At 52.4% G+C, this 14,018-nt stretch carries 10 protein-coding genes; 4 read left to right on the forward strand and 6 right to left on the reverse strand.

Annotated elements, in window-relative coordinates:
- Positions 1-169 precede the first annotated feature (169 nt).
- A complete protein-coding gene (locus V4U88_RS01220) occupies positions 170-1,564 on the reverse strand; it encodes an ABC transporter substrate-binding protein (protein WP_334071397.1) in 1,395 nt (464 codons plus the stop codon).
- Between the two features lie 391 nt (positions 1,565-1,955).
- On the opposite strand from V4U88_RS01220, the gene V4U88_RS01225 reads away from it, so the two are divergent.
- On the forward strand, positions 1,956-2,384 hold the full coding sequence (locus V4U88_RS01225; protein WP_334071398.1) for a hypothetical protein: 429 nt from the start codon (positions 1,956-1,958) through the stop codon (positions 2,382-2,384).
- Positions 2,385-2,973: 589 nt separating this feature from the next.
- On the opposite strand, the gene V4U88_RS01230 is transcribed toward V4U88_RS01225, so the two are convergent.
- Genes V4U88_RS01230 through V4U88_RS01245 form a run of 4 tightly spaced genes read right to left on the reverse strand, consistent with a single transcriptional unit; the run spans position 2,974 to position 8,203 of the window.
- Positions 2,974-4,599 carry a response regulator transcription factor gene (locus V4U88_RS01230; protein ID WP_334071399.1) on the reverse strand — a complete coding sequence of 542 codons (1,626 nt, stop codon included), beginning with the start codon at positions 4,597-4,599 and terminating at the stop codon, positions 2,974-2,976.
- Complete coding sequence (locus V4U88_RS01235; protein WP_334071400.1) at positions 4,578-6,347, reverse strand: cache domain-containing sensor histidine kinase; 1,770 nt, start codon at positions 6,345-6,347, stop codon at positions 4,578-4,580. Before V4U88_RS01235 ends, V4U88_RS01230 begins: the two co-directional genes overlap by 22 nt.
- 59 nt (positions 6,348-6,406) lie before the next feature.
- Positions 6,407-7,288, reverse strand: a complete 882-nt coding sequence (locus tag V4U88_RS01240) for a carbohydrate ABC transporter permease (protein WP_334071401.1) — start codon at positions 7,286-7,288, stop codon at positions 6,407-6,409.
- Between the two features lie 18 nt (positions 7,289-7,306).
- On the reverse strand, positions 7,307-8,203 hold the full coding sequence (locus V4U88_RS01245) for a carbohydrate ABC transporter permease (RefSeq protein WP_334071402.1): 897 nt from the start codon (positions 8,201-8,203) through the stop codon (positions 7,307-7,309).
- Between the two features lie 222 nt (positions 8,204-8,425).
- On the opposite strand from V4U88_RS01245, the gene V4U88_RS01250 reads away from it, so the two are divergent.
- On the forward strand, positions 8,426-10,999 hold the full coding sequence (locus tag V4U88_RS01250; RefSeq protein ID WP_334071403.1) for a heparinase II/III domain-containing protein: 2,574 nt from the start codon (positions 8,426-8,428) through the stop codon (positions 10,997-10,999).
- A gap of 42 nt (positions 11,000-11,041) precedes the next feature.
- The gene (locus V4U88_RS01255; RefSeq protein WP_334071405.1) at positions 11,042-11,362 is read left to right on the forward strand and encodes a cupin domain-containing protein; all 321 of its coding nucleotides are present in this window, start codon (positions 11,042-11,044) and stop codon (positions 11,360-11,362) included.
- Between the two features lie 65 nt (positions 11,363-11,427).
- Here the strand turns inward: V4U88_RS01255 and V4U88_RS01260 are convergent, their stop codons facing one another.
- Positions 11,428-12,516 (reverse strand): right-handed parallel beta-helix repeat-containing protein, encoded by a 1,089-nt coding sequence (locus V4U88_RS01260; protein WP_334071407.1) that lies wholly within the window; start codon positions 12,514-12,516, stop codon positions 11,428-11,430.
- Between the two features lie 331 nt (positions 12,517-12,847).
- On the opposite strand from V4U88_RS01260, the gene V4U88_RS01265 reads away from it, so the two are divergent.
- Complete coding sequence (locus V4U88_RS01265; RefSeq protein WP_334071408.1) at positions 12,848-13,927, forward strand: ankyrin repeat domain-containing protein; 1,080 nt, start codon at positions 12,848-12,850, stop codon at positions 13,925-13,927.
- The last annotated feature ends 91 nt before the right edge of the window (positions 13,928-14,018 follow it).

Consider the following 14,018-nt stretch of genomic DNA (forward strand, 5'->3'; position numbering starts at 1 on the left):
TTATGGTATTCCATTTATCGTTATACCACATCCGCCCCTGTTTTATAACAAATTAGGCGATTTATCCCCAGTCGAATACCGGGAACAAATCGCCGCTTTAAACTTTTTTTACTGTCTACTTGACCAGCCCAAGCTGATGCAATGGGCTTGTCTTTTGTATTGTCTCCCCCTACTTCTCCACCAACGACCCCTGCAAATTCGCCGCGTTAAATCCCGAATCCGCTCCAATCGTGGTTTCCCCCGCCGCTTTGGCTTTCTCCAACGCGGCATTGTATCGCGTGTTCAGATCGCTCAATACCTTGTCCAAGTCCTGGCCGTCGAAGATGAATTTGTTGAAAACGTCGACTTTCTTCGTGCCTTCGACGCGGCCTTCGGTGGCGACCAGCGGGGTGGCGGGGTAGATGCCGTCCATCGCGGTCGGCAGGAAGTTCTCGATGCCGGCGATGTCCGGGGCTTTGGCTTTGGCCGCCACGGACGGGATGACGGAGACGCCGTAGCCGCCTTCCTGGTATGCGACCTGTACGTCGTCGCTGTACATCCACTCGATGAACTTCCAGGCTTCTTGTTTGTGCTCGGAATTTTTGCTCATAGCCAGATAGCTGCCTGCGATAACCTGGTCGGCCCCGTTTTGCTTGCCGTCAATCGTCGGCGGCATGGCCACGGCCCAGTTGATGTCCGTCGGGAACTGCGTCTTATACACGCTCGGCTCTACCGAGTGGTTGAAGTACATGCCGATCTTCCCTTGTGCGAACTGGGCGCGGAGCGGGTCGATGTCGAGCGATTCCGAGCCGGGCAGCATGCTGCCGTCCGCACGGATTTGATGCAACGCCTGCAGCACTTCTTTATACACGGTAAAATCGAACTGCCCGGTTTGGAAGTTAAAGCCTTCGTTCCCCGTGTTCTTGCTCAGCGAGACAATCGGGTAGGCGATCCGCTCAAAGCCGCTGGCGCTCTTGAAGTTGCCGGCAAAGCCGTAGGCCCCGCTGTCCTTGCCCGCTGCCGTGATCTTCTTGGCGTCCTCGACCATTTCGGCAATCGTCGTCGGCGGCCCGTCGATCCCCGCTTTTTCAAACAGATCGACGTTGTAGATCAATCTCCAGAACTGGCCGATATTCGGCAGCGTGTAGATTTTTCCGCCGACCATGTTCTTCTCTTCGATCAGCACGTTTTTGAAGTTCTCTTTCATTTCGGGCGTTATGTAGTCATCGAACGGCTCCATGTAACCGCGCTTCACCCAGGTCGGCACATTCCCCGTATCCACCCGGAATATATCCGGTCCCTGGTTGCTGGCAAAAGCGATTTCCACGGACTGCGCATAGTTATCCGCCATGACCTTCATCTCGATGTCGATGTTGGGGTTCTTTTCCTCGTACTCCTTCACTTTTTGCTCGATAAAATCAGTATCGTGCCGGTCGATCGTCCAGTAGGTCAGTTTCGTCTTGCTGGCTTCGGCATCGGCTGCTGCCGTGTCGGTTTCCGCCTTGTCGCCGCCCGATGAACAGGCCGCCAAAGAGCATGCCATCAGCAGCGCCAGTCCAGCCAAGCCCCACTTGTTAAACTTCATTGAACCTTGCCCCCTTAGGATGATGTAATCGCATTCATTTTTCACTAAAAATATAAATCATCCGCCCTTCCGCGCGTGAAGGAAAAAACAACTATTCAGGGGAGAGGAAACCACTCTTTAATTAAGATCTCTTCTAATTAACTGCAAATAGTTGATGAATAAGATTTTACGAAGAAGATCAACAAAATTCAACAATTTTATCCTTCTCTACACTTGCGTAAAAACTTCATCATCTCAATCAATATTCAAGAGGTGTTCTTTTCCTTATCTAGAGGGAAAAAGTTGACTATGTCGAAAATCATAAAAGAAGGGGGAATTATGATGAATGATAAAGTAAAAGGTTTAGCACTTGGGATTTGTATCGGGGTTCTTTTGACGGGAGGAACAGCGTATGCAGCGAGTAATACAAACCATAAAGGTAGCATTTCAAAAACTAGGAATTTATGTGGATGGGACAAAGAAAGCATCAACAGAAGCATTAATCTATAAGGGTACAACATATGTACCGATAAGATCCGTTGGGAACTCAATAGGTAAGCAGGTAGGTCTAATCCATGGCGGACTTTACATAGGAAAGCAGCCAAAATTAAAATACACCGAAGATCAGGCCATAGATCTGCTTTATAAGAAAATCAAAAACGATGCGAATAAATATAAGCTGCATTACACGATGGATGGTACTGACGGTTCTCGATACATTATTCGTGCATATGAAGACTTTCCTGATCATATAGCCACCTATGGATTCTTCTATGTCGATATGTATACTGGTAAAGTGACTATGCTGGACACGGTAACTGCCGAAGAAAAGAGTTTGTAAATCTAAGTAAGGAGGGGACAAACCAATGTCTCCTCCTTTAGATATTGATCTGTAGCTGCCATTAAACTATATACTAAATCCAACCAAGAACGCTCAGTTACTCGAACTGTCGGGGGTTGTCCTTGATATCTATAATCTATACTTCCTTCATCATCAAAAGTAAATAAAGGACAACGTGAATTATCTGTAGACAACAAAATGTACCAAGTTGTTATATAAAGTCCCACCGTCGGAGTCATTAACGGGAAAATATCCTGTTAATTTACCGCTCTTGGCTTTTCGATCAGATTTAGCTGGAAAAGTTCCATCTATTTCGCGGCCCTATTGCCGAAATACACAATTTCAGGCGAATTAACGGGAGGTTTTCCAGCTAATTCGCCTCTGCAGCCGCATACGTACCAAATTAACGGGAAGAATTCCCTTTAATTCGAACCAAACCCTTAGTTGCAGGTCGAGAGTGTGAAAAGAACCCTTTGCATCGCTGTCTAATATGATGACCTTTTCGCTTTTGCCACTACTCACCTCACACCCATACAGCTTGGAAAATGTCTTACGACAAGTTGCATAAATTTTTGAATTTCAGTTATTCTCATATCTTTTCCATTTTCGCCGCATACTGCGTCCTGAACTCCGTCGGCGTCATCCCCGTATGCTTCTTGAACAATTCGGTAAAATACGGGCGATCCTCATAGCCGAGCGATCCGGCGATATCCTGAACCTGCATCCCTTCGAGAACGAGTTCCTTCGCCTTCTCCATCCGGCAGTGGGTGATATATTGGGCCAAGGTCACTCCCATTTCTTTTTTGAACAAGTTGGAAAAATAACTCGGACTTAAATGCACCGCTTTGGCGCAGTCCGCCACGGACAAGTTCTCGTGCAGATGCCGCTGGATATGCGCAACCCCCCGCTCGACCAGCACCCTGGACTCGCTAACCTGGCGCTTCCGCAAATAGCCGCAGCCCTGCCGGCAAAATTCCCGGATCAAGCCGCACAGTTCCTCAAACGTGGCCGCTTTGTTCATATCCGCCAGCTTGCCCTCCAGCTCCTGGATCTCCTCGACCGTGCCTTTTTCCGCAAACGTCCGGTGGATCGCATGGGCCAGCTCCAGGCATAGCGTCTTCAGAACCGAAGGATTAGGATTCTTCCCGGCGGAAATCCACCCGTCCCAGATTCCTTGCAGCTGCTCCTCCGCCTTGTCGAGGTTCGCGGAACGCAGGCAGAACAACAGCTCTTTCTCCTGCTCGTAAGAGTATTGCGGCTCGTCCGCCCCCCGGAATTCCCCCTCTTTGTACAGATAAACGCTGTTTCCCCCCGACAAAAACGTGTTGGCCAACGCGGCCAGCGCCTGCGCGTACGAAGCGGCCAATTGCGACGTATCCTTCACCTCCTGGCCCACGCCGATCGATACGGTTTGGTACGTGTGCTTGCACACATGTTCGCGGCATTTCTCCGCGAGCTGCCCCGCGTCCATCGCGGCGGCCGGATTGGCGACGATCACGAACTGGTTGATATGTTCACGAAACACAATGCCGCTGGTATGGGAAGACACGGTCTCCTCCAAAATATTCTGCACGGCAAAGCGGATCAGCTCCACCTCGCCGACCGGCAAATCCGCCGTCCGTTCCGGGAAATGATCCATCTCCGCGACCATGACCCAGAAGTCGTTCTTTTCCATCTCGATGCCATAGAAATCCCACTGTCGGCTCTGGCTCTGCTGCCGGGTACCGTAACGGATCAGCAGGCGCATAAATTCCTGCCGCAGATAGGGCAGGCTTTCCCGCAGCTTCTGCTCCATCCCCTGCATATACGCGGCCTTGCTGCGCTCCCGCTCGATCGACGCCTTCGCTTTCAGCGCCACATCCAGCACATTACCGGGGGTGAAGGGCTTGACGATGAAATCGAACGCCCCCAATTTGACCGCCTCCTGGGCATACGAGAAATCGGTATACGCCGTAAAAAAGATCACCTTCATCTCCGGCTGCTCCGGCAAAACCGTCCGCATCATCTCCAACCCGTCCATCAGCGGCATGCGGATATCCGTCAGCACGATGTCGGGGCGGACGCGGCGCAGGCATTCGAGCCCCTCTTGCCCGTTGGAAGCCGTGGCTGCGACGGTCATCCCGTGATCCTCCCAGGCAATCCGTTGGGACAGTCCGCGCACCACCGCCGGAATATCGTCGATAATACAAATTTTTATCGGTTCATGACGTTCCATGGTTCATCCATCTCGCTTTCCATTGGAATGGTAAGGACGGCAACCGTTTCACCGGGGCGGCTGAAAAAGCGCAGTCCCGCCCCCTTGCCGTAGTACAAAGCCAGGCGGTTGCAAATGTTGGACAAGGCGTACCCTTTGCCGTCGGCGGGCAGCCGCAGTTTTTCGTTCATCATTTCCGCATCCAGTCCAACCCCGTTGTCCGTTACGGTAATGATCAGGTTCCCGCCCGCCGACTCCGCCGCGACCCGGATCAATCCGGCCTCCCGTTTGTCCTTCAAGCCGTGAAGGATGGAGTTCTCCACCAAAGGCTGAATAATGATTTTCAGGACAGGCAGCTCCATCAGTTCGGACGGCGCATGGATCGAAAATTCGAACAACCCCTCATAACATTGCTGCTGCAGGTTTAAATACTGGCGGGCGTGCTCCAGTTCTTTGCCCAAATTCGTAATCTCTTTGCCCTGATTCAGTCCTAGGCGGAATAACGCCGACAAGGACAGGACCATCTCTTTGACATCCTCATACTCGTCCATCTCGCATTTCCAGTAAATCGTATTTAACGTGTTGTACAAAAAATGCGGATCGATCTGCGCCTGCAGCGCCTTGATTTCCGCTTTGCGTTTCTCGTTCTCCGACGCCTTCACCTCGACGATAAGCTGCCCTATGCGGTCCAGCATCTGATTGAATTTCCGTCCCGCTTCCCCGATCTCATCCTGGAAGGGACTTGCGAAGCGCGCCTGCAAATCCTCCTGTTCGACGCGTTTCATCGTTTGTTGCAGCCGGAGCAGCGGGGAGAGCAGCAGGTCCGACAAGAACCGGGCCAGCAGCAGCGCCATCAGGATACAGAACGCCATGATCGCCAGCACCAGCCATTGAATCTGATGAACGGGAGCCAGCAGATCCGCTTTCGACAGATAGCTGACCAAGATCCAATCGGAGGCAAACGCGGAGGAGGCATAGCTGACCAACATCGTGCCGTCCGAGCTTTTATACTCAAAATTCCCGCTTCGGTTCGCCGTCAGCTTTTGCATAAATTCCGGGGACTTCGTCCATTCGGGCCGACCCTGATCCCCGAGTACGCTCGCTCCGGAGCTGTTGATGAGCAAAAAGTGGGCCGAGCCCGGGTTAAGCCCTTCACTGACCGCCTCACCCAGCATCTTCGCATCGATATTGACGATGAGGAACACATCGGGAACATATGTATCTGTAAGCGATTGCAAAACTAGTGTAACGACCTGTTCTTTTCCGGTAAACAGTTCATCCTCATGACCTTCGATCCACCGCGTTTCGGGCTCTTCCTTAATCCGCTGATAAATGGCCGTGGAGTTAAAAGGAACATCGAATTTTCGCGTCTTGCCGCTGGAATAGAAATCGCCGCACGGCGTGCTGATCAAAATCGAGTCAATGGCATTCTCCGTCAACTCGGCCTGCGTAAACAACCCTTGAAGTAGCGAAAAATTCGCGAAATACCGGCCCCGATTGTCGGCCTGAATATCGCGAATCGTTTGTTTGTAAGTTTCGCTTAGGGTCATCGTGGACGAAGCCACGACAATCTGCTTCAGCTTCTGGTCCAGCACGTTGACGGACTGGTTGAGCACGCTGTGGTTCAACTGGGTGGAATTGCGCTCCATGGCGCGGGCGGCGATTACGTAGGAACATAAGCCGGTGACCGCGATACATAGTACCGTGAGGCCGGCAAAGGAGACCCACATTCTTTTTTTCAAGGAAGTCCGGTAAATCCATGTCTTCAAACGCTCTCACGCTCCTCGTCATCCCTGCCCGCCGCCCCTTCTCCATAGAACGCCGTCGTCTACCCTTTGACCGAACCCGCCGTCATCTGCATAAACGATTTATTGGCGAACACATACACCAGCAGCATCGGCAAAATGGACAGGCAAGCGCCGGCCAGCATGAGCTGCGGCTGCGCGGCATCGCCCACGCCGTACTTCAGGCTGGCCAGTCCGACGGTCAGCGTCTGCAGATCGGGCTGGGTCATCGTAAAGACCAGGGGCAGGATATATTCGTTCCACGCGCCGCGGAAGGACCAGAGTCCGGCAACGCCCAAGGCCGGGGCCAGTAAAGGCAGGATAATTCTGGAATAGGTACTGTAAAAATTGCAGCCGTCAATATACGCGGCCTCGTCCAGCTCCTTCGGGATGGCGCGGACAAAGCCGATCAGCATGAAGAAGACCGTGGCATGGGCGCTGATCAACAGCAGAATCACGCCCCACAGGGATTTTTGCAGATTCAAGGCCACCATCAAATCGAACTGGGGTCTTAAGACCACGGCGCCGATCGAGATAAACAAGGTGCTTGACTGCAGAAACACATAGAACTTTTTGCCGATAAAATCAATCCGTGCCACGGCGTAGGCGGCCATCGTTCCGATCAGCAGCGTTCCCACGGTTGTAAAGAAACTGATAAACAAGCTGTTCCAGGTAAAACGGGCGAAATTGGCCACTTCCCAGGCTTGCGCGTAATTGCTGAACTTCCACTCTTTCGGCAACAAGCCGGAACCTGTCGTGATCTCCAGATTGGACTTCAGCGAGCCGAAGAAAGCCAGTAGGATCGGAAATAACGTAAATACGGCGACGATCAGCAGAAACAACCACAACAAGGTGCTCGATGCCAATTTGCGCCAGGGGAGCGCTTTTCTTTCGGAAGCGGTGATGGACGGATATAGAGTATTCATCGGTTGATCTCCTTTCGTTCAATAGAGTTCGTTCAGTTTTTTGGACATCCGGAAATAGATCAGCGTGATCACCCCGACGATCACCGCCGTCGCAAAACCGACCGCGCTGCCGTAGCCGAACTGCTGGGCGCTCATTCCCCCGCTCGATACCGGGAAGAACAGCTTGTACAAATAGAGATACATCACATTCGTTTTGCCGTAAGGCCCGCCTTCCGTCAGCACCATAATGCTCTCGTACCCTTTGAGCGAAACGGTGATCGCCAGCATGATGATCATCTGCAGGACCGGCCCCAGCATCGGCACCGTAATGCTCCACATTTTGCGGACAGGTCCGGCCCCGTCCAGGGAAGCCGCTTCGTACAGATCTTCGGGGATATTTTGCAGCCCGGCAATAAACAGCAGCATGTAGTTGCCCACCGCCCCCCAAATCGCGATGATGATCGAAGTAAGCAGGGCGTATTTCGGTCCCAGCCAATCGATCGGAGCCGACACGATGCCGGATTTCATCAGCAGTTGATTGATCATCCCGTTGTAGGAGTTGAACACGACATAGAACACGATCGCCATCACGGAGGCGCTGACGATGGTCGGTAAGAAATACACCGCCCGCAGCAAATGCCGCCCCTTGAAAGCCCGGTTCAGGATGACCGCCAGCACGAACGACAAAGGAATCGTCACCAGCAATTTCCCGCCCGCATACACCAGCGTATTCAGGACCGACTGCCAGAACTCCGTATCCCGGAACAGCCTCGCAAAGTTATCCAATCCGATAAATAAAGGTTCTCCATATCCCTGGTAATCGTAAAACATGTACTTGAGCGCCCAAACAATCGGGTACACCCCAAACACCAGCGTTAAAAAGAGACTCGGCGCGACGAACGTCCAGGCATGGATTTGGCGTTTTGTATGATTCACAAGTTTTTTCCTCCCGTCATGAAGCGTTGCCTTTCTTAATCCTAAGATAAAAGTCCGCGGGCCGGAGCGGTTATGGAAAAACCCACTGTGTGCAGGGGAGAAAATCACTTTTCGGCCGATTCAGTCGATTTGTCCCCTCTCCATCGCTCGATTCTCCATCCCGAAAAACACTTCGTGCTTGTTAAAATAAGGAAAGAAATCGTTAGGAGGTGCACGAGATCGATGAAGCTACGGAGCGGCGAGGATCCGGGATTCTATGGCGGATTGATTTCAGCGGAGGAATTGGAGGCGATGCGAGAACGTGTCGGTCGTCATCCGACGCTGTGGCAAGAGTATGCGCGGCAAAAGGAGCTTTCGGAGCAATTTGCCGTGGAGGCCATGAAGGCCCCGCTGGCGGAACAAGCGAATGAGCGGACGCAGCCGTTTGTGTTTCCGGTACCGGAGGGAGCAGGGTACCTTAAGATCTCGATACATATCGCGGGACAGGGGTCCGCGCGAATCCGGGAAATGCGGATGACGCATTCCCAGCGGGGGCTGCCCGTTCAGCTCAGCAACGCGAACTTCGCGCAGGATCTGGCCCATTGGCGGGTGGAGGTCAAAGAAGGCAGCCGACTCGAACTCCAGCCCGTTCTCACGAACGCAGCTGCCCTGCAGCCATCGGGCGTCACACCGGCAAGCGGAACGGACCCTGTCCATTTGGGCAACGCTCAAATGGTTTGTATCGTCAATACGCTCGAGGAAGCCGACACGGTACTACATTACGAGACGCCGATTCCCGTCCGGGAAGGAGATTACTACAGCGTCCAGGTGACGCTGGGGTTGGAGGCTCCTTTAACTGTAGGGGTCTATACGAAGGTTGGTTTTTGTGATGCTGAAGGCAACCCGCTACGCGCTGCTTCCCTCTGTTCGCCTCCCTTCAACCGGGCGACGCCGACGCCCTGGGCCTATTTTCTCGAAGCGGCCGGCGCGGAGGCCAATCATTTTATGCTGGAAGGCGACACCGCGAGCGCGGAACGCTGCAAGCAAAAATTGCTGTACATGCTCTACGATATCATCCCGGGGATGGGGATTTTTAAAGAAACGGGCTGGCATGATGACGATATTTACGGGGCGGTCCATATCGGCCGGGGGCTGGCCGTCCTCTCGGTCATTTATCGTCAAATCGCTCCTTCCGGCGTTATTGACGAGGAGGAGACCGCGATGCTGCTCGCGTACTTTCGCTATATCGCCAAGCTGATGATGGATACGGGGTATTACCGCTTCGACCTTGAGGAGTTCCCCGATGAAAAAGGCGGCAAGCGCAGCAACTGGAACGCGGACCGGGCCACGGGTCTAGGAGTCTACGCCCTCCTGTTCCCGGAGGAAAGGAATGCGGAGGCCTACCTGAAGCATGCCTTGTCGGTCGTGGACTGGCAGCTTGAGCAAGTCGTGGACGACACGGGGGCCTGGCCGGAAAATATCAGGTACCATGGCGCGGTGCTCCACCGTTATTTTCTTTTCTTTGCCCTGCTTAAACGGTTTAAGGGGTTGGATTATTTCCGGCATGGGAAGGTCGAAGCCATGTACCGCTTCCTGATCGGCACCGCGGTGTCCCCGGATCGGATTCAGGCGGGACCGGACGGTGCCCCCGTCATGCTGACGCCAGCCGTGGGAGACGCCAATGTGCAGGAACACTGGTTCCGGCTGCTGGTGTATGCGGCTCCCTTCTACCGGGAAACCGATCCGAAACTGGCCGGGGAAATGATGTGGGCTTGGCGGCGCGGCGGATCGCCGGTCCGGGATAGCGGCGCTTTTCCCTACCCTTTGGCGCCTTTATGGTTTGCCGATCCGGCTTTGCCGGAAGAAGCGCCTGAGTTGCATTCGATTCACTATCCCGGGATGGGCTATGTGATCTTCCGCAATCCTCAGAGCCCGAATCGCTATGAACATTATGCGATCTACGAGGCCTCGCTGCTCACCTACCATGCCCATCATGACGAGGGCCATTTCTCGATCTGGTGCGATCAAGTGCCGCTGGCGCTCGATTCGGGAACGGGCGGTTACTACAATGGCGACCGCCATTGGTATGTATCCAGCGCGGCCCATAATGTCATGCAATTTGCCGAGTCTTCCGGAGCATGGAGGGAAGTCCCGCTTCGCAGTCAATGGGAGAAAGTTCATTTCTCCGCCGAGCTGGATATGGTCGTGAGCCGCATTCCCGATCCGACCGTGAAGGCGTATCGTCGGCACTTTGCCTTCATCAAAGCCGGATTGGAAGTTTATCTGATCTGGGATCACATTCAAGGGGATGCCGAGCGGGTGTGGAACCTGCATACGCTGAGCACGGATGCGGAGATCGGGGAGCAGCACATTGAGGCGTGTTGTCTGGGTGAGATGCGCTTAAGCACCCTGATCGCCGAGCCCCGGCAGCCTTTGATCGAGGCTGATCTAGGCGCCTTGGCCGGCAACTATCCGTTGTCGGTGCAGCAGCATTTCAGGGTGCAAGGTCATGCCACCGAAGACTTTCTGATTCTGCTGCATCCCCATCGGGACGGGGAGCCGCCGGTGCACCTCGAAGACGTCCCATTGGAGCATTCATTGCCGGAAGTACGCTGCTATAAAATCGTTCATGCTGCCGGTGCGTGGTGTGCTGTTGTCGTGAACGGTTCCCCCGGCGTTATAACCATAAATACAGGAGACGCTTTGGGTCCGGTGAGATTGCCCGGCGGACAGGATCGGACGATCGGCGGCACACTGGACGGAACTTTTTTGGAGATGGAAGCCGGAAGTTTTTGCATCCTGCTGCCTCAAGATTAAGTAGGAAGATCCAATTTACGGAAAACAGGAGGAGTTTCATTTATGAGCAATATCGGAGTATGGGAAAATGCCGAACCGGGCGTGAAACGCTGTATCCTAAACGCCGCCGACAGCCTGATGATGATGGAAGTCCGTTTTGCCAAAGGCGCGGCAGGCTACGAGCACAGCCACCCCCATCAACAAATGAGCTACTGTCTGCGCGGAAGCTTCACTTTTCGCATCGATGGCCGGGAATACCCCCTTAAAGCCGGGGAAACGATTCATATTCCCCGAAATGCGGTCCACGGGGTGACCGCGCTGGAGGAAGATTCGGCCTTGCTGGATGTGTTTACGCCGATTCGCGAGGACTTGGTGAAACGGTAGCATTTAATAAACGAAAAACACCCGGGACCGATGAAATTTGGCCCGGGTGTTTGCTCGAGATAACTTCATAGTTCCGCTACCGACAAATCCGCTCTGCCGGTGCCGTTGTTATCCGCATATGTCCCGTCTTTGAAAGTAAAGTCCAGATGAGACCGTAAGGTAACCTGCTGTATTGGAGAGTCGCCCGAAAAAGCGACCAGCTTCTTAAGGTTCTGGGGATACCCGCCCAATTCATCAATCAGGACCTTCTTCCCCCTCACAACTTCCACAAAATAATTACAGACCGGCTGCCCCCCAGTTTGCTTGGAAGCAATAGCAAGGGTACTGTCCCGAAACCAAATACTCTTGCATTCTGTCGTTGCCCCCAGCTTTACATAGCTTGGCACCGTAATTCCCAGAGCCCCCATCCCTTCAAACCAGCATCCCGAAAACCTGATGGAATTGCACCCGTCCAACTGAACCGGACTCACCGTTGCGCTGCCTTCTTTTACAAATTGGCAATCATTCAATCGCGCTCCCGTAATCCCGCTAAAGTTCAAAGTAATGTCATTTCCAAAAGAGTACAGACCATCCACTACCAATTGATCAGAGCCTGCTTCTAAATGAATAGCTTCCTTATTGTAGTGAAAATTACAGTTTACAAAACGGTTTATGTCACTCTGTATTCCCCATATTCCCCAATGAAAATGCTCAATCTGCACGTTCTCAAAAACCATGCCGCCGCCTCTCCATTCCCTTACAGCACAAGAATTCTTGCCGTAATGACGCTTTGCATTCCCTGACATGGGGTTCGAAAGAGGCGTCTGATTCGGTGACTTATTCACGAGCGAAATATTCTTCAGCTTGAAGCCTTGGTAGCCGTCGTAAACTCCAATACTGCTATCCCCTATCTCAAATAAATCTCCCGAACCGTGATATTCTATAATCGTCGCATTATCTTCTTCCCGTCCATAATTATTGCCTATAAAACAAACTCCTCTCTTTCTTACCCTCAGTGTTCTTGAAATCTTGAATCTGCCGCTGGGTAAAATAAACACTGTACTCGGATCCGAGTTCAACATCGCTTGAAACAGATCCGTGTTATCGGTTACCCCATCACCTACTGCACCGACTGAAGATAAAAATAATCCGCTATCCCTGCTCGTGTCTACCATTACAAATCCTCCTCTAATGTGGTTTTGATTTCAGCGAAGCAAAATAACCTGCCTTACATCGTATATTCAATTATAGAACGTATGTTCTTATTTTACTGTGACAAATTACACTTCTTTTGACAAAATTCCTTGAAATTAGCATTCATTCTTTTTTTGCTGTAGTCTACTTGATATCAACTCGTCGGTTTTGACCGTTTTGCCAGACTTTTTTCATCATTTTCTATAAAATAAAGCCCAAAATGCCGACATGATAGAGGGAGTGGATGGCGGAGCCGCCAAACTCATCGGAATAGATTTGTCTATATAAATGGGATACTGGAGTGAAACTACCATGAAAAGATTGTTGGGAATAGGCGGCGCATTACTTTTAATCGGCATGCTGCTTGGCGCTTGCGGCGGCGGGACAGAATTAAGTAAGGACAAAACCCGGGCGGACGTAGATGTCGCGCAGGAGGCAGCGATTGAAGATACGAAAGAGAAATGCGAGTCTTTTTATCCGCATGGCGGCGGGGCATTGGATGCCGATATCGTGGTGGATGACGAGGGGCCTACGGTTGTATTGAAGGCCGGGGACGGCACCCGTACGGAATACGGGATATCCGGCGCGGCGATGAACGCAAAGACGGAAGCGTTAAAGAAGCTTAAGGCCTGCGGGGTAGACCTGAATAAACCGGCTGATCGAGGTGAGACGCCCTTGCTGCTGGTTGTCGAAAGCAAAGCGTCTGCATCGAATACTGAGGAGGCGGCCAAGTACGACGAGGTTGTCGATTATTTGCTGGAGCAGAAGGTTAACGTAAATGCAAAATCGCAAGCCGGCAAAACCGCCTATACGGTCGCTTATGTAAATCAGGATCACCGAAACGCCGAGAGATTGGAACCCTTTGCAACGAGTGAAGAACGCGCCACGGCAAAATTGTATACGGAACTCGATAAGCTTACCCTGAAAGAGGTGAAGCGGTTGGTGGAGCAGGATCGCGCCGATGTGAATGCTGGTTTCGGCCAGCAGGAATATCCGGCCTTCTTCGTTGCCGTGGAACTTGGAAGGACGGATATTGCCGCCTATCTGATCCGGCATGGAGCCGATTTGTCTCTGCGGCCGGGGGAAGAGGGCGGAATATCGCTGCTGCAATATGCGGTGTCGTCTGGAAACCTGCCGATAACTGAGTTGCTGCTGGAAGGGAGTTACGGCTTTGATGTCAATGAGGCGGATGATGAGGGATCTACCTTGTTATCCAGGGCTGTAAGTCAATCGGATTATGAGATGGCCAATTATCTGATAGAGCAAGGGGCCGAGGTTAACGTGACGTATTGGGATTCTGGTGAAGAGCTTACGATTCTTCAAAGCGTCGACGAAGAAAATCCGAACGGTCGCAAAATCAAGCAGTTGTTGCTTGCCCATGGCGCCAAATAAATGGATGCCGCCAGCAAACAAACTCCCGCCCCATCATTTCATGACGGAAGCGGGAGTTTGTTTTATTTCTTTACCGGTAAAGATTCAGCTC

Origin of the sequence: Paenibacillus sp. A14, from assembly GCF_036864815.1 — a bacterium.
GTDB classification, from domain to species: Bacteria; Bacillota; Bacilli; order Paenibacillales; family Paenibacillaceae; genus Fontibacillus; species Fontibacillus sanfengchensis.